Source organism: Synechococcus sp. BO 8801 (genome assembly GCF_002252675.1).
In the GTDB taxonomy this organism is placed as follows: Bacteria; Cyanobacteriota; Cyanobacteriia; order PCC-6307; family Cyanobiaceae; genus Cyanobium.
Genome location: NZ_NQKY01000001.1, coordinates 40,676 through 61,494, shown reverse-complemented (window position 1 = coordinate 61,494; position 20,819 = coordinate 40,676). Strand labels below are relative to the sequence as shown.

22 protein-coding genes and 2 tRNA genes are annotated in these 20,819 nt (G+C 70.5%); 17 read left to right on the top strand and 7 right to left on the bottom strand.

The genetic code is table 11. The features are described 5' to 3' along the window. Nucleotides 1–16 precede the first annotated feature (16 nt). Nucleotides 17–505: an MAPEG family protein gene (locus CJZ86_RS00310; RefSeq protein ID WP_094583976.1), complete on the top strand. Its 489-nt coding sequence runs from the start codon at nt 17–19 to the stop codon at nt 503–505. A gap of 22 nt (nt 506–527) precedes the next feature. On the opposite strand, the gene CJZ86_RS00305 is transcribed toward CJZ86_RS00310, so the two are convergent. Next, nucleotides 528–1,442, bottom strand: a complete 915-nt coding sequence (locus tag CJZ86_RS00305; RefSeq protein WP_094583975.1) for an SPFH domain-containing protein — start codon at nt 1,440–1,442, stop codon at nt 528–530. Between the two features lie 102 nt (nt 1,443–1,544). On the opposite strand from CJZ86_RS00305, the gene CJZ86_RS00300 reads away from it, so the two are divergent. Then, nucleotides 1,545–1,994: an NfeD family protein gene (locus CJZ86_RS00300; RefSeq protein ID WP_094583974.1), complete on the top strand. Its 450-nt coding sequence runs from the start codon at nt 1,545–1,547 to the stop codon at nt 1,992–1,994. Between the two features lie 25 nt (nt 1,995–2,019). Here CJZ86_RS00300 and CJZ86_RS00295 read toward each other — a convergent pair whose 3' ends face one another. Continuing rightward, a complete protein-coding gene (locus CJZ86_RS00295; protein WP_094583973.1) occupies nt 2,020–2,532 on the bottom strand; it encodes a DNA recombination-mediator protein A in 513 nt (170 codons plus the stop codon). A 39-nt stretch (nt 2,533–2,571) separates the two neighbouring features. Further along, nucleotides 2,572–3,678: a phosphotransacetylase family protein gene (locus CJZ86_RS00290; RefSeq protein WP_094583972.1), complete on the bottom strand. Its 1,107-nt coding sequence runs from the start codon at nt 3,676–3,678 to the stop codon at nt 2,572–2,574. 63 nt (nt 3,679–3,741) lie between these two features. On the opposite strand from CJZ86_RS00290, the gene CJZ86_RS00285 reads away from it, so the two are divergent. Further along, nucleotides 3,742–4,473, top strand: coding sequence for an NAD-dependent epimerase/dehydratase family protein (locus tag CJZ86_RS00285; RefSeq protein ID WP_094583971.1), 732 nt, complete (start codon nt 3,742–3,744; stop codon nt 4,471–4,473). A gap of 27 nt (nt 4,474–4,500) precedes the next feature. Here CJZ86_RS00285 and map read toward each other — a convergent pair whose 3' ends face one another. Then, nucleotides 4,501–5,361, bottom strand: coding sequence for a type I methionyl aminopeptidase (gene map, locus CJZ86_RS00280; protein WP_094583970.1), 861 nt, complete (start codon nt 5,359–5,361; stop codon nt 4,501–4,503). A gap of 143 nt (nt 5,362–5,504) precedes the next feature. Between map and CJZ86_RS00275 the strand changes: the two genes are divergently transcribed. The 6 genes from CJZ86_RS00275 (at nt 5,505) to gltX (ending at nt 8,449) form a co-directional block, all read left to right on the top strand. Continuing rightward, nucleotides 5,505–5,786, top strand: coding sequence for a peptidase (locus CJZ86_RS00275; RefSeq protein ID WP_190612165.1), 282 nt, complete (start codon nt 5,505–5,507; stop codon nt 5,784–5,786). Between the two features lie 42 nt (nt 5,787–5,828). Next, the gene (rplS, locus tag CJZ86_RS00270) at nt 5,829–6,305 is read left to right on the top strand and encodes a 50S ribosomal protein L19 (protein WP_094583968.1); all 477 of its coding nucleotides are present in this window, start codon (nt 5,829–5,831) and stop codon (nt 6,303–6,305) included. Between the two features lie 66 nt (nt 6,306–6,371). Continuing rightward, a tRNA-Trp gene (locus CJZ86_RS00265) sits at nt 6,372–6,444 on the top strand. Nucleotides 6,445–6,480: 36 nt separating this feature from the next. Then, a complete protein-coding gene (locus CJZ86_RS00260) occupies nt 6,481–6,669 on the top strand; it encodes an SH3 domain-containing protein (RefSeq protein WP_006043540.1) in 189 nt (62 codons plus the stop codon). A 239-nt stretch (nt 6,670–6,908) separates the two neighbouring features. Further along, nucleotides 6,909–6,982 (top strand) — tRNA-Asp (locus CJZ86_RS00255). A 24-nt stretch (nt 6,983–7,006) separates the two neighbouring features. Next, the gene (gltX, locus tag CJZ86_RS00250) at nt 7,007–8,449 is read left to right on the top strand and encodes a glutamate--tRNA ligase (protein WP_094583967.1); all 1,443 of its coding nucleotides are present in this window, start codon (nt 7,007–7,009) and stop codon (nt 8,447–8,449) included. Between the two features lie 3 nt (nt 8,450–8,452). On the opposite strand, the gene CJZ86_RS00245 is transcribed toward gltX, so the two are convergent. After that, complete coding sequence (locus tag CJZ86_RS00245; RefSeq protein ID WP_094583966.1) at nt 8,453–8,695, bottom strand: hypothetical protein; 243 nt, start codon at nt 8,693–8,695, stop codon at nt 8,453–8,455. Next, complete coding sequence (locus CJZ86_RS00240) at nt 8,653–9,231, bottom strand: DUF1643 domain-containing protein (RefSeq protein ID WP_094583965.1); 579 nt, start codon at nt 9,229–9,231, stop codon at nt 8,653–8,655. The genes CJZ86_RS00245 and CJZ86_RS00240 overlap by 43 nt, the downstream gene beginning before the upstream one ends. A 62-nt stretch (nt 9,232–9,293) precedes the next feature. On the opposite strand from CJZ86_RS00240, the gene polA reads away from it, so the two are divergent. The 8 genes from polA (at nt 9,294) to CJZ86_RS00200 (ending at nt 20,002) form a co-directional block, all read left to right on the top strand. Further along, nucleotides 9,294–12,251 carry a DNA polymerase I gene (gene polA, locus CJZ86_RS00235; protein WP_094583964.1) on the top strand — a complete coding sequence of 986 codons (2,958 nt, stop codon included), beginning with the start codon at nt 9,294–9,296 and terminating at the stop codon, nt 12,249–12,251. A 143-nt stretch (nt 12,252–12,394) separates the two neighbouring features. Next, nucleotides 12,395–14,320, top strand: coding sequence for a phosphatase PAP2 family protein (locus CJZ86_RS00230; protein ID WP_094583963.1), 1,926 nt, complete (start codon nt 12,395–12,397; stop codon nt 14,318–14,320). A 55-nt stretch (nt 14,321–14,375) separates the two neighbouring features. Continuing rightward, nucleotides 14,376–15,275: a dTDP-4-dehydrorhamnose reductase gene (gene rfbD, locus CJZ86_RS00225; protein WP_094583962.1), complete on the top strand. Its 900-nt coding sequence runs from the start codon at nt 14,376–14,378 to the stop codon at nt 15,273–15,275. Nucleotides 15,276–15,304: 29 nt separating this feature from the next. Next, on the top strand, nt 15,305–16,468 hold the full coding sequence (gene rfbB / locus CJZ86_RS00220; RefSeq protein ID WP_094583961.1) for a dTDP-glucose 4,6-dehydratase: 1,164 nt from the start codon (nt 15,305–15,307) through the stop codon (nt 16,466–16,468). Next, on the top strand, nt 16,465–17,964 hold the full coding sequence (cysS, locus tag CJZ86_RS00215; protein ID WP_094583960.1) for a cysteine--tRNA ligase: 1,500 nt from the start codon (nt 16,465–16,467) through the stop codon (nt 17,962–17,964). Before rfbB ends, cysS begins: the two co-directional genes overlap by 4 nt. Before the next feature lie 4 nt (nt 17,965–17,968). Next, on the top strand, nt 17,969–18,385 hold the full coding sequence (locus CJZ86_RS00210; protein ID WP_094583959.1) for a nucleotidyltransferase substrate binding protein: 417 nt from the start codon (nt 17,969–17,971) through the stop codon (nt 18,383–18,385). Further along, entirely contained in the window at nt 18,382–18,717 is a 336-nt protein-coding gene (locus CJZ86_RS00205) for a nucleotidyltransferase domain-containing protein (RefSeq protein ID WP_198960034.1), read from the top strand. Before CJZ86_RS00210 ends, CJZ86_RS00205 begins: the two co-directional genes overlap by 4 nt. A gap of 4 nt (nt 18,718–18,721) precedes the next feature. Beyond that, on the top strand, nt 18,722–20,002 hold the full coding sequence (locus CJZ86_RS00200) for a glycosyltransferase family protein (protein ID WP_094583958.1): 1,281 nt from the start codon (nt 18,722–18,724) through the stop codon (nt 20,000–20,002). A gap of 1 nt (nt 20,003) precedes the next feature. Here CJZ86_RS00200 and CJZ86_RS00195 read toward each other — a convergent pair whose 3' ends face one another. Further along, entirely contained in the window at nt 20,004–20,579 is a 576-nt protein-coding gene (locus tag CJZ86_RS00195; RefSeq protein ID WP_094583957.1) for an AAA family ATPase, read from the bottom strand. Nucleotides 20,580–20,819 lie beyond the last annotated feature (240 nt).

Genomic DNA, 20,819 nt, shown 5'->3' with positions numbered 1-20,819 from the left:
CAGCCGCCCCCTACCGATGGCCACCTTCCTGCCCAGCCCCCTCCTGGCGGCCAGCATCGCCCTGCCGGTGCTGCCGGCGGCCGCCGGCGGGCCCTTCGCCTGGTCGCTGGTGCTCTCCGGAGCCGTGGTGGTGCTCAGCCTGATCCCCCTGGGGGCCGCCCGTTCCCAGGCCGACTTCACCCCCTCCGACCTGGCCGCCCCCCGGGCGATGTTCGAGCGGCTGCCGGCCTGGGGCAAGCGGGCCAACTGGGCCCATCAGAACAGCTTCGAGGCCTTCACCCTGCACGCCCCCGCCTGCCTGCTGTGCCTGCTGGTGGCCCCTTCGGTGCTGGCGGCCGCCCCGTGGGTGCCCCTGCTGGCCTGGCTGCACCCTGCCCTGCGTCTGGGCTACATCGGGGCCTACGTGGCCAACATTCCTACCCTGCGCAGCCTCTGCTGGGCCGGCGGCATTCTCTGCACAGCCCTTCTCTACAGCGAAGGCCTGCGGGCGGTCCTGCGCAGCTGAGGGCAGGGACGGCGGACGGGCCTCAGCTGCCGCCCTTCTCCTGCAGCCCCTTGAGGGCGGCCAACAACGAGGCCGGGCTCTGGGGATCCACCATCAGCACCGATCCCCCGTGGGCGGCCGCCATCTGCTGGCCCATGGCCATCCAGTCCTTGGCCAGCAGCAGCCGCAGGCTTTCGGCCGCCGCCGGATGGGCCTCGATCACGGCCGCCAGCTGGGTGGCCGAATCGGCCCGCGCCTTGGCCAGCAGCAACTGCTGCTTGGCCTGGGCATCGGCATCGAGCAGCACCGCCTCCTGCTTGGCCTTGGCATCCAGCACCAGGGCCTCGGCCCGGCCCCGGGCCGCGTTCACCTGGGATTCCCGCTCCCCCTCGGAGCGCAGGATCGCCGCCCGCTTCTCCCGCTCGGCGGTCATCTGCTGCTCCATCGCCTGCTGCACCCCCTGGGAGGGCTGGATGTCGCGCAGCTCCACCCGGGTCACCTTGACGCCCCAGGGATCGGTGGCCTGATCCAGCTCCTTGAGCAGGGTCTCGTTCACCTCCTGCCGGGTGGTGAAGGTCTGGTCGAGGTCGAGCTTGCCCATCTCGGCCCGGATCTGGGTGAGCACCAGGTTGACCATGGCCGCCTGCAGGTTGTCGACGGCGTAGTAGGCGCGGGCGTGCTCCAGCAGCTGCCAATACACCACCGCATCCACCTCGATCGAGACGTTGTCGCGGGTGATGCACTGCTGGGGGGGGATGTCGAGCACCCGCTCCTTGAGCGATTCGTGGCTCACCACCCGCTCCATGCCGGGGATCACCAGGGACAGGCCGGGGCGCAGCTCGCGGTCGTACTTGCCGAGGCGCTCCACCAGCATCGAGCGGCTGCTGCTGGTGACCTTGATGCCGCTGATGCCCAGACCACCGAGCACCAGGAGCACCGGAATGAGGAGCACTTCCATGCAGGCTTCTTCACTGGCGCCACGCTAGGCAGGATGGGGGCGAGGGCCAACCTTCCCGTTGGTTTCGTTGTTCCTCCGTCACCGCCCCTGAGCCCGCCGCCGATGCCCGCACCCCCGATCCTCTGGCTCGCCCTGGCGGGGGTGCTGCTGCTGCTGGAGCTGGTGGGCGCCGACGGCGACGGCCTGCTGCTGATCGCTGCCGTGGCGGCCCTGCTGCTCACCCTGGTCGCCATCCTGGCGCCGGTGGTGCCGCCCCTCGGCCAGCTGCTCCTCTACGCCGTTCTGGTGGGCACGGGCTACGTCTGGCTGCGGCGCTGGTCGGCCCGCCGCCAGGCCCGCACCATCCCCCCCGGCGCCCGCGCCGAACTGGCGGAGGTGACCACGGCCTTCGATGCCAGCGGCGAGGGCCGGGTGCGCTGGCAGGGCCAGAGCTGGGCCGCCCAGAACCTGGCCCCCGACCAGCTCCTGCCCGCCGGCGCCCAGGTGACGGTGATGGGCCGGGAGGGAACGCGGCTGCAGGTGCTGCCCCGCCAGGAAAACCTGCTGGGCTGAAACCCGGCGGGCCCGAACCGGGGGCTCAGTCGAAGAACATCAGGCTGACCACCTTGCCCATGTCCTCGGCGGTGCGGCAGCTGGAGAGCAGCGTCTCGCTGTCGTGGAAGGCGTAGCAGATCAGCTGGTCGCAGCGGTTGATGATCTCCTGGTTGCAGAGGCTGCTGGCCATCGGCAGGGGCAGCTCGTCGTTCTCAGGCTTCTCCACCAGGTGCAGCACCCGCTCCAGCTGGCTGCGGGATTCGCCCGGCTGGCGCTCCAGGCTCTGGGGCAGCAGCACGGTGAGCCGGGCCGGATCCACCTCCAGCACGCTGCGGATCACGGCCGCATTGACCCCCTGAGCCCCGGAGGTGATCAGGTTGTGGCCCTCCTGGGCCAGGGAGCGGGCCACCAGCTCCACCAGATGGATCGACACCACCGGCACATGGCGGCTGCCGAGGAAGGCGATTCTGCGTTTGCCCCGGTCCTGGAGCATGGCCAGCTCCTGGGCGAGCGTATCGATCCGGTCCAGGGCCGGAAGATCTAGGGACCGGGTCACCCGTTATCGACAACCAACGAACTGAAACTAGCAGCGCCCTCAGACATGGACCGCCAGCCGCAGCCGGCCGAACAGCCGATCGAAGTGGCAGTTCTCTTCCACCAGGCGGATCGCATAGGTGGCCTTCACCGCTTCGTGCAGCCGCACATGGCCGATGGCGGCGTCGATCACCTCGACGGTGGTGAGGGTGTCGTGGTCGACCTTGAGCACCGGCACCTCCAGCTCCTCGGCCCGGCTGATCAGCTGGGGCAGCGGCTCACCGGCGCCGGTGAGGATCAGGCACTGGGTGGAGGCCTCGAGGGCCGCCAGCTGGATGTCGGTGCGGTCGGCGCCGGTGACCACGGCCATGTTGCGGCGGCGCCGGAAGAACTCCATCGCCGAATTGACGTTCATGGCGCCGATCGAGAGGGTCTCCACCAGCAGGTCGAGGCCGTCGTGGCAGCAGAGCACGGTGGCCTCGAGCCGGCGGGCCAGCTCCTCCACCGTGACGCTGCGCAGCAGGGGGCTGCGGGGCATCACGCCCAGCACCGGGATCCCCAGCCGCTCCAGGGCCGGCAGCACCGCCTCCCGCACTTCCGGCACCATCTCGGGCAGCACGGCGTTGAGCACCACACCCGCCAGCAGATCACCCAGCTGGTGCCGGGCCTCCAGCAGGGCATCAACGCTGCGGCTGTCGCTCCAGGGGTGCACCAGCAGGACCTGGGCCTGCAGGGCCTGGGCCAGCTGCACCAGGCCCAGGCCGTAGAGCTGCCCTTCGCTGAGGCTGCCGGCCCCCTCCAGCAGCACCAGCCGCTCGGCGTCGTCGTGGATGCGCCGCTGCAGGAGCGTCAGCCCCTCACCCGGGGCCAGATCCCCGGCCAGCAGCCTGGCCCTGGCGGCCGCCGGCTCCAGCACGTGCAGCGAAGGGATCAGCTGCTCCGGCTCCAGCCCCAGGGTGGCGCCGATGAAGCGCACATCCGGATCCAGCAGCGGGTTGCCCGGCGCCCCATCGGTGGGGGCGTCGAGGGGGTCGTCCATGCAGGTGGCCAGCGGCTTGCCGAAGGCGAGCGGCACGCCCTGGCGGGCGAGCTGGCGACCCAGACCCAGCACCACCGCCGACTTGCCGCTGAAGGGTTCACAGGAGCCGATCAGCAGGGGGATGGACATGGTGTGACCTCGCCGGGACCCGCAGGTGCCGGGCAATCTAGGCAGCACGACCACCGCAGGCCCATGCCGGACCCCTCGAACGAAGCGCTCACCGTGGCCGTCACCGGTGCCAGCGGCGCCCTCGGCCAGGCCCTGCTGCGCCGCTGGCACCGCCGCGGCGCCCGGCTGATCGCCCTCACCCACAGCCCGGCCCCGCTGCAGCTGGCAGGCCCGGACGGGCAGCAGATCCCCCTGCGCCAGGTGCACTGGCAGGTGGGCCAGGAGGCGGCCCTGGAATCCCTGCTCGAGGGGGTGGACCTGCTGGTGATCAACCACGGCATCAATGTCCATGGCGATGGCAGCGCCGAGGCGACCGGCCGTTCCCTGGAGGTCAACGCCCTGAGCGCCTGGCGGCTGCTGGAGCTGTTCGCCGTCGTGGTGCAGCGACGGGAGCCCGCGGAGCGTGACGGGCGCCGGCGGCCGGAGGTGTGGGTGAACACCTCGGAAGCGGAGATTCAGCCGGCCGTGAGCCCCCTCTACGAGATCAGCAAACGGCTGCTGGGCCAGCTGCTCAGCCTGCGGGCCCCGGAGCTGGCCCAGGCATTGCGGCTGCGGCGCCTGGTGCTGGGGCCGTTCCGCTCGGCCCTCAACCCCGTCGGCGTCATGGGAGCCGACTGGGTGGCGGGCGAGATCCTGCGGCAGGCCGACTGGAACTGCAGCCTGATCATCGTCACCCCGAACCCGCTGACCTTCGTGCTGATGCCCCTGGCGACCCTGACGCGCTGGGCCTACATGAGCCTGCTGCTGCGGCGCTGAACGGGGCAGCGGCAGGGCAAGCCGGACCTAGAAGTCGCGGTCGGTGAGGATGTCGCAGCCGTCGGAGGTGACCACGATGGTGTGCTCCCACTGGGCCGAGAGGCTGCCGTCCACGGTCACCACGGTCCAGCGGTCCTTGAGGGTGCGGCAGGCCCTGCTGCCGGCGTTGAGGATCGGCTCCACCGCCAGGGTCATGCCGGCCCGCAGCTGCATGTTGGGCAGGTCGCGGGTGCGGTAGTTGAACACCGAGGGCTCCTCGTGCAGGTTGCGGCCCACGCCGTGGCCCGTGTAGTCCTCGACGACGGCGTAGCCGTGGGCCTCGACGTGGTCCTGGACGGCACCGGCCAGCTCCAGCAGGGTGCTGCCGGCCTTGACGGTGGCCAGGCCCTTCATCAGGGATTCCTGGGCCACCCGGCTGAGGCGGCGGGCCTCCTCGGGAACCCCCTCACCCACGCAGAGGGTGACGCAGCTGTCGCCGTGGAAGCCCTCGTAGTAGGCACCGGTGTCGATCTTGACCAGATCGCCGGCCTTGATCACCCGTTTGGCGCTGGGGATCCCGTGGACGACCTCGTCGTTGATGCTGGCGCAGATGCTGGCCGGAAAGCCGTGGTAGCCCTTGAAGCTGGGGGTGGCCCCCATGGCGCGGATGCGGGCCTCGGCGTGGCGGTCGAGGTCGCCGGTGGTCATGCCCGGGGCGGCCATGTCGATGATCTCCCGCAGCACCGTGGCCACGATGCGGGAGGCCTGGCGCATGATCGCGATCTCCCGCGCCGACTTCACTTCCACCCCGCGGCGGCCCTTCTGGATGCGGGGACCGGCCTGGGTGAGAGGGGTGCCACCGCCCTTGACGCCGTTGGTGCTGGCCAGCAGATCGGCGAACAGGTTCATGCGATGGGAGTCGGGCCGGACATTCAAGTTATCAATAGCGTCCCTGCCGCCGTCGTTTCCCCGTGTCCAGCCCCACTCCCGCCGCCCCCCCACGGCCCGCCTCACCCTCCTGGGGCGCCCGCCTGCGGCAGGCCCATGCCTGGATGGCGCCGCTGGTGCTGGCGCCCCTGCTGCTCTCGGCCGTCACGGGTGTGGGTTACCGCCTGCTGCGGGACTGGGGCGGGCTGAGCCGGGACCAGGTCCATCCGCTGATGGTGCTGCACGAGGGCGAATGGCTCCAGAGCTGGCTGGGCCAGGTGGGGGAGACGCTCTACGTGCTGCTCAATGGCCTGGGGCTGCTGTGGATGCTGGTCACCGGCGGCGCCATGGCCTGGGAGCGGCTGCAGCGGAGCTGGCGGCGGCGCGGGGGGAAGGGGGTCACCTGAGGCGGTAAGGTGTTGGTTTGGCCAGGCGCTCAGAGAAAAGGGATGGCAACCGAGACCGATCCGACCACCACCGATCCATCCACCGAGGTGGACCCGCAGACCGTGGACCAGGAGACCCCTGACGTGGCGGCTCCTGCCACCGTGACCATCACCACCGGCAAGCTCAGTGCCCGTGCCCTGATCGAGGAGTTCGAGGCGGCCCAGCTGAAGAGCGACCTGCCCGAGATCTACGTGGGCGACACCGTCAAGGTGGGCGTGCGCATCCGGGAGGGCAACAAGGAGCGGGTGCAGCCCTACGAGGGCGTGGTGATCGCCAAGCGCCACGGCGGCCTCAACCAGACGATCACCGTGCGCCGCATCTTCCAGGGCATCGGCGTGGAGCGGGTCTTCATGCTGCACAGCCCCCAGGTCGCTTCCGTGAAGGTGGAGCGGCGCGGTAAGGTGCGTCGGGCGAAGCTCTTCTATCTTCGTGACCGGGTGGGTAAAGCCACGCGCGTCAAACAGCGCTTCGATCGCTGAAGCCTGGTTTCACGGGATTTCATTGCCCGCGTCTCCCTCTCACGCTTTCCAGGGGCCATCGGCCTTGCGCCGTTAGTTCAGTTGGTAGAACGCAGGTCTCCAAAACCTGATGTCGGGGGTTCAAGTCCTCCACGGCGCGTTCGATGGTCCCATTTGCAGTCTCGTGGTTCCGAACATGGAGTTGGATCTACAACCCGGTGATGTGGTCAAGGTGCTGGAATCGGCCGCCCTTGGCTGGGTCCGGGCCCGGGTCATCCGGGTCAAGTCCGGAGGTCGGGTCGTGGTCCAGAGCGACCAGGGGCGGGAGTTCACCGCCCGGGGCAATCAGGTGCGTCTGATTGAACCCGCCGGCTTCCGCCCCTGAGCCCAACGCTCCGGCGTCCCCTTTGGCCAGCCCCAGCCCCGTGCCCCGCACGGGGCTTTTTGTGTGGCCCAGTCACCAGGCCCGCCCCCTGCCCGGCCTTCCCGGGCGCCGTTGACGGACCGCGTTGACGGAGGGACCGGTGACGATGGATACTTCCTTGGTCGGCGTCCGCGCCGTCGTGATCGCCCATCGGTGCCGCATCCTCCCCCCGGGGCGGATCGAGCCTCGAATGTCGGTCTGGGACTGTAGTTCAATCGGTTAGAGCACCGCCCTGTCACGGCGGAAGTTGCGGGTTCGAGCCCCGTCAGTCCCGTTCTCACCACCTGGAGCCGATTCCGTGGCCGCAGCGGTTCCCGTACGCGTTCGGCTGGCCCCCAGCCCCACCGGCACCCTCCACATCGGCACCGCCCGCACGGCGGTGTTCAACTGGCTGTTCGCCCGCCACCTGGGGGGCGCCTTCCTGCTCCGCATCGAGGACACCGACCGGGAACGGTCCAAGGCCGAGTACACCGAGAACATCCTCGATGGCCTGCGCTGGCTGGGCCTCACCTGGGACGAGGAGCCGGTGGTGCAGAGCGCCCGCATCGAGGCCCACCGGGCCGCGATCGAGCAACTGCTTGAGGGCGGCCACGCCTACCGCTGCTTCGCCAGTGACGCCGAACTGGCGGCCATGCGGGAGCGCCAGCAGGCCGAGGGCCGGGCCCCCCGCTACGACAACCTGCACCGGGATCTCACCCCGGAGCAGCAGCAGGCCTACATCGACGAGGGGCGCGAAGCGGTGGTCCGCTTCCGCATCGACGACGGCGCCACGATCACCTGGAACGACCTGGTGCGCGGCGAGATGCGCTGGGCCGGCAGCGACCTGGGCGGCGACATGGTGATCGCCCGCCGGGCGCCCGCCGATGCCATCGGCGACCCCCTCTACAACCTGGTGGTGGTGGTGGACGACGCCGCCATGGCCATCAGCCACGTGATCCGCGGCGAGGACCACATCGCCAACACCGGCAAGCAGCTGCTGCTCTATGCCGCCCTGGGGCTGACGCCGCCCCAGTTCGCCCACACCCCCCTGATCCTCAACCAGGAGGGTCGCAAGCTCTCCAAGCGCGACGGCGTCACCTCCGTGGGTGATTTCCGCGCCATGGGCTACACCGCCGAAGCCCTGGTCAACTACATGACCCTGCTGGGCTGGTCGCCGCCGGAGGGCATCGGCGAGCGCTTCAGCCTCGAGCAGGCGGCGGCGGTGTTCTCCTTCGAGCGCGTCAACCGGGCCGGGGCGCGCTTCGACTGGGACAAGCTCAACTGGCTCAACGGCCAGGTGCTGCACGGACTGGCGGCCGGCGAGCTGCGCCAGCGGCTGCTGCCCCTCTGGCAGGCCCGGGGCTGGGGCGAGGGGGCCAGCGCTGACGTCGCCTGGCAGGAGGATCTCTGCGCCCTGCTGGGGCCCTCCCTCAGCCTGCTGGCGGACGGGGTCGACCAGGCCGCCCCCTTCTTCGAGACGCCGGTGCCGGATGAGGCGGCCCTGGCCCTGCGGGCCGACGAGGCCAGCCGCGCCGCCCTGAGCGCCCTGCTGGAGCAGCTGCCGGAGGGGCCGCTCGAGACCGAAGCCGCCCAGGCGCTGCTGGGGGCCGCCGCCACGGCGGCGGGCGTCAAGAAAGGGGTGCTGATGAAGGGCCTGCGGGCCGCCCTGCTGGGCAGCCTCAAGGGGCCCGACCTGCTCACCACCTGGCTGCTGCTGCACCGGCTCGGCAGCGACCGGGGGCGGATCGCCACCTCGCTCTGATCCTCAGTCGTCGAGGGCGCCGTAGATCGGCTCCACCCGGATCGCCTGGACGCTGCCGGCCCGCAGCACCAGGAACTCGCTGGTCAGGTCGCTGATCGGCACGTTCACGAAGGTGTCGAGGGCCGCCGCGTTCAGCACGCCGCCATACCAGGTCTGGAAGTCCTCCAGGGTGTTGAAGTGCACCTCCTGGTGGTGGCCGCCACTCAGGAACAGGTGGATGGCATAGCGGCGGGGGGTGCGGGCCATGGGGCGCGGACGGCGGCGTCGGACTGCCCACAGGATGCCCCAAATGGCCGCAACAGGCTTGTGGCCGGCCGGTAGAGGGGATGGAGCGGGGCGCCGGAGGCGGTGAGGCCGAGACACACCAGCCGGGAGCGGTGGGGGTCCAGCAGCTCCAGCATCCGTTCGTCCTGGCCGGAACGGCGGCCGCCGTTGCCCCAGCCCAGCCAGATCAGCGACGGCGGCGCACCGGCCCGGGTGGCCCGCACCCTTCGCCGGATCCAGGCCAGGTTGGCGGCGCCCACCGGATCGGCGGCGAGGGCCAGGGCCGCCGGGCTCGGGCTGATGCGGGCGAAGAGATTCAGCACCTCCAGGCCGCCGTAGCCCCAGTCGGCGGCGAAGGCCATCAGCCGCCGCAGGGTGGGGTCGTCGTGGCGATGGTCGGCGCGGGAGGGGTTCAGGCCGATGAACAGCAGCCGGCTGCCCTGGGGCTCCCACACCCGCTCCAGCCACCAGCGGTACTGGCGGCAGCGGCTGAAGGCGGCCCGGCCGGTGGCCTTCACGGCGCTTCCGGGCCGCCGGATGGCAGGCTGTGGCGGACGGCGGACGGATCCCGGGAACGGCCATGGAGCGGGACAAGCCCCTGTTGCTGCTGGTGGACGGCCACTCCCTGGCCTTCCGCAGCTTCTACGCCTTCGCCAAGGGCGGCGAGGGTGGACTGGCCACCAAGGACGGGGTGCCCACCAGCGTCACCTACGGCTTCCTCAAGGCCCTGCTGGACAACTGCAAAGGCCTGGGGCCCCAGGGGGTGGTGATCGCCTTCGACACGGCCGAACCCACCTTCCGCCACGAGGCGGACGCCGCCTACAAGGCCCACCGCGAGGAGGCCCCGGAGCACTTCTTCGCCGATCTGGCCAACCTGCAGGCCATCCTCAGGGACTGCCTCAACCTGCCCCTGTCGATGGCGCCGGGCTACGAGGCCGACGACGTGCTCGGCACCCTGGCCAACCGGGCGGCGGGCGAGGGCTGGCGGGTGCGGATCCTCTCCGGCGACCGTGACCTGTTCCAGCTGGTGGACGACGAGCGCGACATCAGCGTGCTCTACATGGGCGGCGGCCCCTACGCCAAGAACAGCGGGCCCACGGAGATCCGCCGCGCCCAGGTGATCGAGAAGCTGGGGGTGCCGCCGGAGGGGGTGGTGGACCTCAAGGCCCTCACCGGCGACAGCTCCGACAACATCCCCGGCGTCAAGGGGGTGGGGCCCAAGACCGCCCTCACCCTGCTCAAGGCCCACGGCGACCTGGACGGCATCTACGCCGCCCTCGACGAGCAGAAGGGGGCCCTGAAGACCAAGCTGGAGACCGACCGGGAGAACGCCTTCCGCTCCCGGATGCTGGCGGAGATCCTGGTGCAGATCCCGTTGCCCGAGGAGCCCCGCCTGGCCCTGGGGCGGGTGGACCGCGAGGGGCTGGGGGCCCGCCTGGCCGAGCTGGAGCTGTTCAGCCTGGTGAAGCAGACCGAGGGCTTCGCCCGCCTGTTCTCTTCGGAGCCTCCCGAGCCCGCCGCCACCCCTGCCACGGCCCCGGCCCCGGACCCCGGCACCCCGGCGGCCCCAACCGCGGCCGCGCCTGAGGCCCCGGACGCCACCGTCTCCCCGGAGGACGGGGGGGATCCGGCCCTGCCCGCCCTGCGGCCGCAGCTGGTCACCACCCCCGAGGCCCTGGCCGCCCTGGTCGAGCGGCTGATGGGCTGCACCGACCCGGCGGCACCGGTCGCCATCGACACCGAGACCACCTCCCTCAACCCCTTCAAGGCGGAGCTGGTGGGGATCGGTGTCTGCTGGGGGGAGGGGCTGGCGGATCTGGCCTACGTGCCCATCGGCCACCACAGCCCACCGGCCCCCGACCTGCTCACCGCGGCCCCCCCGGCGCCGGAGCAGCTGCCCCTGGACGCGGTGCTGCTGGCCCTGGGGCCCTGGCTGGCCAGCGCCGGGCACCCCAAGGCGCTCCAGAACGCCAAGTACGACCGCCTGATCCTGCTGCGCCATGGGCTGCCCCTGGCCGGTGTGGTGATGGACACCCTGCTGGCGGACTACCTGCGGGATGCCAACGCCAAGCATGGCCTGGAGGCGATGGCGGCGCGGGAGTTCGGCCTCCAGCCGACGTCCTACGGCGACCTGGTGGCCAAGGGTCAGAGCTTCGCCGACGTGCCGATCGAGGCCGCGGCCCTCTACTGCGCCATGGACGTGCACCTCACCCGGCGCCTGGGCGCCGTGCTGGCGGAGCAGCTGGCGGCGATGGGGCCCCAGCTGCCCCTGCTGCTGCAGCAGGTGGAGCTGCCCCTGGAGCCGGTGCTGGCCCAGATGGAGGCCACCGGCATCCGCATCGACGTGCCCTACCTGAAGGAGCTGGCCGAGGAGCTCAGCACCACCCTGGCCCGGCTGGCGCAGGAGGCCCAGGCGGCGGCGGGGGTGGACTTCAACCTGGCCTCCCCCAAGCAGCTCGGGGAGCTGCTGTTCGACACCCTGGGGCTCGACCGCAAGAAATCCCGCCGCACCAAGACCGGCTGGAGCACCGATGCGGCGGTGCTCGAGAAGCTGGAGGACGACCATCCGGTGGTGAAGCTGGTGCTGGAGCACCGCACCCTCAGCAAGCTGCTGAGCACCTACGTGGAGGCGCTGCCGGCCCTGGTGGAACCCGAGACCGGGCGGGTGCACACCGATTTCAACCAGGCGGTCACCGCCACCGGGCGCCTGTCGAGCAGCAACCCCAACCTGCAGAACATCCCCATCCGCACCGAGTTCAGCCGCCGCATCCGCAAGGCCTTCCTGCCCCAGGAGGGCTGGCGGATGATCAGCGCCGACTACTCCCAGATCGAGCTGCGCATCCTCACCCACCTCTCGGGCGAGCCGGTGCTGGTGAAGGCCTACAACGAAGGCGACGACGTCCACGCCCTCACCGCCCGGCTGCTGCTCGAGACCGACACGGTGACGCCGGAGGAGCGGCGGCTGGGCAAGACGATCAACTTCGGGGTGATCTACGGCATGGGGGCCCAGCGGCTGGCCCGTGAAACCGGCATGGGCCAGGCCCGGGCCAAGGAGTTCCTGAGCCTTTACAAGCAGCGCTACCCGAAGGTGTTCGCCTACCTGGAGCTGCAGGAGCGGCTGGCCCTCAGCCGCGGCTACGTGGAGACGATCCTGGGGCGGCGGCGGCCGTTCCAGTTCGATCCCGGCGGCCTGGGCCGGCTGCTCGGCAAGGATCCGCTGGACATTGACCTGGAGGTGGCCCGCCGCGGCGGCATGGAGGCCCAGCAGTTGCGGGCGGCCGCCAATGCCCCGATCCAGGGCTCCAGCGCCGACATCATCAAGCTCGCGATGGTGAGCCTGCAACGGGCGCTCAGCGAGGCCGGCCTGCCGGCCCGGCTGCTGCTGCAGGTGCACGACGAACTGGTGCTGGAGGCGGCCCCGGAGGCGCTCGAGGAGGTGCGGGAGCTCACCCGCCGCACCATGGAGCAGGCGGTGCAGCTGCTGGTGCCACTGGCGGTCGACACCGGCGTCGGCCCCAACTGGATGGAGGCGAAATAGCCGCGTCAGACCACCTGGCGTCGGGGTGGCATCCCGGTGACAGCACGGTGTCGCTATCCCACCAGCCGCCGGGCACCACGATCAAGCCGATTCGATGGGAGCGACCCGACAGTCATGGGGCCCAGCCAAGAGGCACGGATCCCATGGCCAGCCCCACCCCCAATCAGGACGAGAACCTCGTCACCGGTCCACATCCCTTCGCGGGGAATTTCCACAAGACCCTGCCCCACAACCGCTTCGGCGAGGTGGACGTGGCCGCCTACCGGCTCTTCGAGCGGACCTGCGTCGCCATCGAGGCCGGTGCACCGATCAACTTCGAGAGCGTGCCGGGGGGCCCAGTGGCCCCGTCCTCGACGGATGTCCCCCAGACGGCGTTCAAGATCAGCTCAGGTGACACCCCCGCCATCCAGGCGCTGGGCAAGGCGGCGGCGAAGCTCACCAGCCCCCTGGCCGGCGCGGCGGCCGAGGGTTTCGGGCCCGACCCGAAATCCCTGGAGATGCCACCGGCACCCAGCATCCAGTCGATCTCCGCCACGGCGGAAATGGTGGAGCTGTACTGGATGGCGCTGCTGCGCGACGCGCCTCTGGTGGCCTTCCAGTTCGACCGCAGTCAGCCCACGAGCGGCTTTGCGGACGTGGGCGGACACGACGGAGAGCTCGGCTACGGCGTCGCCAGCCGGATCGGGACGGCCCGCCAGGCGGTGAACCGCTGCTTCGATGCCGCCGTGCGCCTCGACAGCGATCCCGGCCGGCTGCGCACCCCCCTGGATCTGGCGCAGGGTGGCGGCGGCGCCCGCATCGACCTTCAGACCCTCTTCCGCAGCGGCCTGCCCGGCGAGGACGCCGGACCACTGCTGAGCCAGTTCTTCCTGCAGAACGTCGGTTACGGCACCCAGACGATCGACCAGAGCCAGGTTCCCTACATCGCCAAGCGGGATTTCCTGGTCACCCACGCGGACTGGCTGCTGGCGCAGAACACCGGCAAGGACGGCTATGGCCGTGATTACGGCAACGGCAACAATTACGGCGACCAGGTGCACCGGGGCGCCACCTACTACCCACCGGGCAACGGCCGCCGCCTGATCAGCACGATGCGTGATCTGGCTCGGTTCGTGAACCGCGATGCCCTGCATCAGGCCTACTTCAATGCCGCCCTGTTCCTGCTCAACATCGACGCCCCCGTCGATGGTGGCAATCCCTATGGCGGCAACCGGTTTTCCAGGGAGGGGGCGTTCGCCTCGCTCGGTGGACCCGACCTGCTGACGGTGGTGTCCGAGGTGGCCAGCCGGGCGCTGAAGGTGGTGTGGCGGCAGAAGTGGCTGGTGCACCGTCGCTGCCGGCCGGAGGTGTTCGGCGGACTGTTGCAGATGGAGCGCAACGGCCACGAGGGCTGCCTGCGGGACTACGGCCTCCAGACGTCGGTGCCCACCGTTCCGGACTTCCAGAGCGCCGTGGGTGACACCCTCGCCGCGGTGAGCGCCCACAACGCCTCCCTTCCCGGCGGCGCCGCCACCCTCTTCCTGCCAATGGCCTTCTCCGCCGGTTCCCCCAGCCACCCGGCCTACGGGGCGGGCCATGCCACCGTGGCCGGCGCCTGCGTGACGGTGCTCAAGGCCTGGTTCGACGAGGACGCACGGCTGCGCGACATCTACGCCGCGGCCAATGCCAGGGCTGGAGCGGAGCGGATGGGTCCCAAGGATCCGCCCGACTCCCCCGACCCCAACCCCCCCCTGGAGCTGCTGCAGCCGGGCTACCGCCGGACCGGCACCGACCTGGAGGCGTTCGGCCCGCCCATGCCCTACCCCCCGGCCGCGTCCTCCGACGCGGAGCGCATCACGGTGGGGGGCGAACTCAACAAGCTGGCCAGCAACGTGGCCATGGGCCGCTCGATGGGCGGCGTCCACTGGCGCAGCGACAACACCCGCAGCCTGCGCCTGGGCGAGGAGGTGGCGATCGAGATTCTGCGCAAGCGCTCCGCCGAGTACGCCGAGCGGCCGCTCTCGTTCCGGTTCCGCTCCTTCGACGGCAAGCCGGTGCAGATTGTCCAGGGGGAGGTGCTGCGGGACTGATGGCGGCGAGGTTGGCTGGCGCAGGTAGGCTGCGCCAGCCGTGCCGCCGCCATCGATGCCCCAACCGGTGCGGGTGCTGCTGACCGGCCGCCACGGCCAGCTCGGACAGGCCCTGCTGGCCAGCGTCCCCGCCGGTATCGACCTGATCGCGACGGGACGGGATGACCTGGATCTGGCCGATCCGGCCGCCTGCCGCGCCGCGGTGCACAGGCACCGGCCCGACTGGGTGCTCAATGCCGGCGCCTACACCGCCGTTGACCGGGCCGAGAGCGAACCGGAGCTGGCCGAAGCGGTCAACGCCGGCGCCCCCGGGGCCTTCGCCGAGGCCCTGGCCGAGTCCGGCGGCCGGCTGCTGCAGGTGAGCACCGATTTCGTCTTCGACGGCGAGCAGGGCCATCCCTACGCCCCGGAGCAGGCCCTGGCCCCCCTTGGCGTCTACGGCGCCACCAAGGCCGAGGGGGAACGGCGGGCGGCGGCCGCCCTGGGCGCCGATCGCCTCTGCCTGCTGCGCACCAGCTGGGTGTACGGGCCGGTGGGGGCCAACTTCTGCCTCACCATGCTGCGCCTGCACCGAGCGAAAGCCGCCGCCGGCGAGTCCCTGGGGGTGGTGGCCGACCAGGTGGGCTGCCCCACGGCCACCGCCGGCCTGGCCGAGGCCTGCTGGCGGGTGATCGGACGGGGGGTGAGCGGGCGTCACCACTGGAGCGACTGCGGTGCCGCCAGCTGGTACGACTTCGCCGTGGCCATCGGCATGCTGGCGGCGGCCCGGGGGCTGATCGACACCCCGGCCCGGGTGCGGCCGATCACCACCGCCGACTACCCCACCCCGGCCCGTCGCCCCTCCTATTCCCTGCTGGATGGCACCACCACCCGGCACGCCCTGGACCTGGAGGGGCAACACTGGCAGGCCGCCCTCGCTGAGGTGCTGGCGCGGATTCCCCTGCCCCAGGCCTGAACACCCCGACCCCGTCTCGCCCCACACCGATGGATCCGTACCCCTCCCTCGACCTGCCGCTGCTGCTTGCCGGCCGCCGCCGCATCCTGGTGACCGGCGGCGCGGGCTTCATCGGCGGGGCGCTGGTGCGGCGGCTGCTGCGGGACAGCACCGCGACGGTGTTCAACCTCGACAAGATGGGCTACGCCAGCGACCTGCTGGGCATCTACAACGCCGTGGCGGAGCTGGGGCCGGCGGCGGAGCGGGCCGACGGGCCGCGGCACCGGCTGCTGCAGGTGGACCTGGCCGACGGGGAGGCCACCGCCGCCGCGGTGCGGCAGGCCGATCCGGACCTGGTGCTGCACCTGGCCGCCGAAAGCCACGTCGACCGCTCGATCGACGATCCTGGCGCCTTCCTGGTCAGCAACGTGATGGGGACCTACCACCTGCTGCAGGCGGTGCGGGCCCACTGGGAGGGGCTGCCGGCGGAGCGGCGGGAGCTGTTCCGCTTCCACCACATCAGCACCGATGAGGTGTTCGGCTCCCTGGGGGCCACGGGCCGGTTCTCCGAGACCACCCCCTACGACCCCCGCAGCCCCTACTCGGCCAGCAAGGCGGGCAGCGATCACCTGGTCCAGGCCTGGCACCACACCTTCGGGCTGCCGGTGGTGCTGACCAACTGCAGCAACAACTACGGGCCCTGGCAGTTCCCCGAGAAGCTGATCCCGGTGGTGATCCTCAAGGCCGCCGCCGGTGAGCCGATCCCCCTCTACGGCGACGGGGCCAACGTGCGCGACTGGCTCTACGTGGAGGACCACGTCGAGGCCCTGCTGCTGGCCGCCACCAGCGGCGAGGTGGGCCGCAGCTACTGCGTCGGTGGCCATGGGGAGCGCACCAACAAGGAGGTGGTGCACGCCATCTGCGCCCTGCTCGACGAGTTGCGGCCCGACGGTGCCCCCCACGCCGGCCTGATCACCCCGGTGGCCGACCGGCCCGGCCACGACCGGCGCTATGCCATCGACCCGGAGCGGATCAGCACCGAACTGGGCTGGCAGCCCCGCCACGACTTCCAGCAGGGCCTGCGGGCAACGGTGCAGTGGTACCTGGAGCACGACGACTGGTGCGCCAACGTGCGCAGCCGGGCCGGCTACGGCGGCGGCCGCCTGGGCCAGGCGGGTGCTGGCGCGGGAGCCGTGGCGGGAGCGGGCCATTGACCCTGCGGCTCACCAACACCCTCACCCGCACCTGCGAGCCGTTCGAGCCGCTGCAGCCGGGCAGGGTGTCGATCTACTGCTGCGGCGTCACGGTCTACGACCTCTGCCACCTGGGCCACGCCCGCAGCTACATCGTCTGGGATGTGCTGCGGCGTTATCTGCTGTGGAGCGGCTATGCCGTCACCTTCGTCCAGAACTTCACCGACATCGACGACAAGATCCTCAAGCGGGCCGAGGAGGAGGGCAGCTCCATGGAGGTGGTGAGCGAGCGCAACATCGCCGCCTTCCAGGCCGACATGGCCGCCCTGCACATCCTTCCCCCCGACCGGATGCCGCGGGCCACCCGCAGCCTGGACGCGATCCGTGCGCTGATCGGCGAGCTGGAGGCCAAGGGGGCGGCCTACTCAGCCGATGGCGACGTGTACTTCGCCGTGATGCGGCAGGCCGGCTACGGCAAGCTCAGCGGCCGCACGCTGGAGGAGCAGCAGGAAGGGGCCAGCGGCCGCACCAGCGAGGCGGAGGAGGCCCGCAAGCGCCACCCGTTTGATTTCGCGCTCTGGAAGGGGGCCAAGCCGGGCGAACCCAGCTTCCCCTCGCCCTGGGGCGCAGGCCGGCCCGGCTGGCACATCGAATGCTCGGCCATGGTGCGCGAGGAGCTGGGCACCACGATCGACATCCATCTCGGTGGTGCCGACCTGATCTTTCCCCACCACGAGAACGAGATCGCCCAGTCGGAGGCGGCCAGCGGCCAGCCCCTGGCCCGCTGGTGGCTGCACAACGGCATGGTCAACGTGGGCGGCGAGAAGATGTCCAAGTCGCTGGGCAACTTCACCACGATCCGCGCCCTGCTGGAGAGCGGCGTCAGCCCGATGACCCTGAGGCTGTTCGTGCTGCAGGCCCACTACCGCAAGCCGCTCGACTTCACCGCCGAGGCCCTGGCGGCGGCCGCCACCGGCTGGAAGGGACTGGACGCCGCCCTCGGCCTGGGTGAGCGTCACAGGGCGGCCCTGGGATGGGGGACCACAGCGGCGGCCGGGAGCGCTGTGGCGAGTGCCGCCGAGATCGGCGAGGAGCTGGCCGGGGCTCGGGAGCGCTTCGCCGCCGCCATGGACGACGACCTCAACACCTCGGCGGCCCTGGCGGTGCTGTTCGAGCTGGCCCGGCCGTTGCGGGCCCTGGCCAACCGCCTGGAACGGGGGGGGAGCGACGCCGAAGCCGCCGGCGAGGCGGCGGAGCTGGAGCCCCGCTGGCGGCTGCTCCTGGAGCTGGCCGGGGTGCTGGGGCTGGAGGCGGAGGCGGCGAGCGCAGCGGCGGTCTGCACCCCTGCCGAGGCAGCGGAGGCGGCGACGGCGATCCAGCAGCGGATCGAAGAGCGCCGGACCGCCAAGGCCGCCCGCGATTTCGCCACCGCCGACCGCATCCGGGCCGAGCTGGCCGCCGAGGGCATCGAGCTGATCGACCGGCCCGGCGGCGTGACCGACTGGGTGCGGAGCTGAGCCAATGGGCGATCTCGACATCCGCTGGCAGCAGAGATTCTCGAACTACTGCCGGGCGCTGGAGCAGCTGGAGACGTTCTTCCAGCCCCCTGAACTGAACGCCCGTGAGCACCAGGGATTGATCAAGGCGTTCGAGTACACCTTCGAACTGGCCTGGAACACCCTGCGCGATCTCCTGCTCAGCAAGGGCAACGAGCAACTGCTCGGTTCACGGGATACGTTGAAGGAATCATTCCGTCTGGGGCGGATCGAGGATGGCGAGAGCTGGATGCTGATGATTCAGGACCGCAATCTCACCAGCCACACCTACAACCGCTCCACCGCCGACGCGATCGCCGGGCACATCGGCCAGAACTATCTGGCCTGCTACCGACAGTTGCGGGCCCGTCTGGAGATGCTGCAGCAGGAGCCGACGCCATGAGCCCCCAGCCCTCCACCACCCCGATGGGATCGATCCCCGGGATCCCTGAGCGGTCCCAGGAACGGCTGCAACAGGTGTTCGAGTCCCAGGACCACCTGGAGGCCGTGTGGCTGTTCGGTTCACGGGCGATGGGACGCCACCGGGACGGATCGGACATCGACCTCTGCCTGGAGGGCCCGGAGCTCAGCCACCGCGACCGGCTGCGGCTGATGGCGGCGATCGATGAGCTGCTGCTGCCCTGGCAGGTGGATATGGCCTTGCGGAGGGAGATTTCCCAGGATCTGGAAGCCCATCTGCAGCGTGTCGGCCGCTGCATCTGGGTGCGGAGCTGAGCCGATGGCCAGCGTCTCGGTGGTGATCCAGTTCTTCGAGGACTTCGATTTCATCGAGCGGGTGGTGGAGCGGCTCGCCTGGGTCGACGAGATCGTGGTGAACGACGGGCCGTTCCAGTTCACCCGCGAGCTGCTGGAGCCGCTGGTGGGCCGGGATCTGGAGCAGCCCAGCCCCCGGGCCGCCGGGCTGTTCGGCGGGCTCGCCCGGCGGCTGGGGGTGCCGATCCAGTACCACCACGGCGTGTTCGCCGGCGAGCGGGAAAAGCGGATCCACGGCTACGGGCTGGCGGCCGGCGACGTGGTGCTGTCGGTGGATGCCGATGAACTGCTGCTGCTGGATCGGGCGGCGGTGGAGCGTTTCTGGGCCAGCCCGGCGGTGGTGGCCAGCTTCGACTGCGTCAATTTCACCTACCTGAATCTGGTGTGCGGCAAGCCGGGCAGCCCGCTGGTGGCCCGCAAACCGTTCGCGTTCAAGCGCGGGGCGATCACGGCCGAGCGCCACCTCGACTACCTCTGGCTGGTGGGGGTGGAGCAGGCGGCGGTGGCCAGCGAGGACTTCCTGCCGGAGGCCCTCTGCGGCGGCGCCCACCTCACCACCGTGCGCAGCGCCTATGGGGCCAGCATCAAGTTCGGCTTCTACAACTGCCTCTACTTCCACCTGCACGGCGGCGAGGGTCTGCAGGGCAGCTTCCAGGCGGCGCGGCAGTTCTTCGCCCAGGGGGACTTCGACGCCCAGACCCAGGCGCAGGTGTACGGGCGGGCGATGGCCGATGCGATCGGCTTCCCGGACCAGCAGTTCTTCCGCGCCGCCGACCCCGCCCTGATACCCGAGGCGATCCGCCATCTGGCTGAAGAGTGCTGTGAGCCCCACAACCACGGACGGCCCCACCGGCGCCTGAGCGGCCGGCTGGTGCCGGGGGTTCCCCTCTATGCGCTGCTGGAGCCGGGAAGCCGCTGGCGGGTGTCGCTCTCCATCACCGGCGAGGCACGGCTGCGCGTGTTCCCACTGGTGCTGGACGGTCCACCGCTGGACCTGGGGCGCGCCGCCATGGAGCAGCGCTGGACGGCAGAGGCGCTGAAGCCCCAAGCCCTGCAGATGGAGGCGCCGCGAGAGGGCCTGGCGGGCGAGCGGATCGGTGATCTGGTGGAGCTGGTGGTGTGGAGCGACGCCGAGACGGTTGCAGTCTGGGCACGGGCATCACTGGCGCCCCAGTTCAGCCTGCAGGTGGTGGATGCAAGCCCGGGCGCACCATCGAAGGCGACAGTCACCACAGCCGGGAGCTGAATCAGCCGCGTCCTGTCTCTGGTGCACCTACAAGGCCCTGGATCACCTGCTCAAGACGACTGCTGCTGCTGTGTTTCGCAAAGGGCTGGTCAAGAACCAGATTGGAATAGCGCAAGCATGCGTCCTGGACCTGGCCCAGGGACAGCTGGGCCTCCTTCCCCCTGGCACGCTCCAGGATGTTGCGGTGGATCTCCTCAGGTGAGGGATCGAGCCAAAGAAAGGACTCCCTGGACATGTCAACGCCTGCCATGGCGAGGCTGGCGCGCAAGGCTGCTCGCCACTGCTCCCAGACCAGAATGGTGCCTTCAATGATGATGGGCCCCTGGAAGGAGAGGCAGATGGAGTGCGATTGAAGGAACGAATAATGCAGGGCCTCGATCGCCGATGTGTGCTGCAGCAGCGCCTGCCAAAGCCCCCAGTCCCCTGCAGATCCGGGCTTGCAGAACGGACAGAGCCGCATGGCCGCAATCAGGGCAAGCTGGTCGGTATGGATGACATGGGCGATCCTGGACAGGCGAAGCGCCAGGCTTGTTTTGCCTGATCCAGAAGCACCAATGATGTAAAGAATGTGGTTCATTCTCCTGGCCTGAATGATTCCATGCGGGTCGCCGAGACTGGGCTCTGCCGCCCCAGCTGATCCAGCCTCAAAACGAAAAATCGAAACAACCCAACGTGGCGCATGGTCAGGGTGGACGATGCAAGCGAGATACGCGCGCGACCGGAACGGGTTCCGCCAATCACCGAAAAAGAGACCAAGGACGGGACTGGAGGGCGTCAGTCAACTGGAGACTGGGGCAGTTCGACAACGTCAGACTTG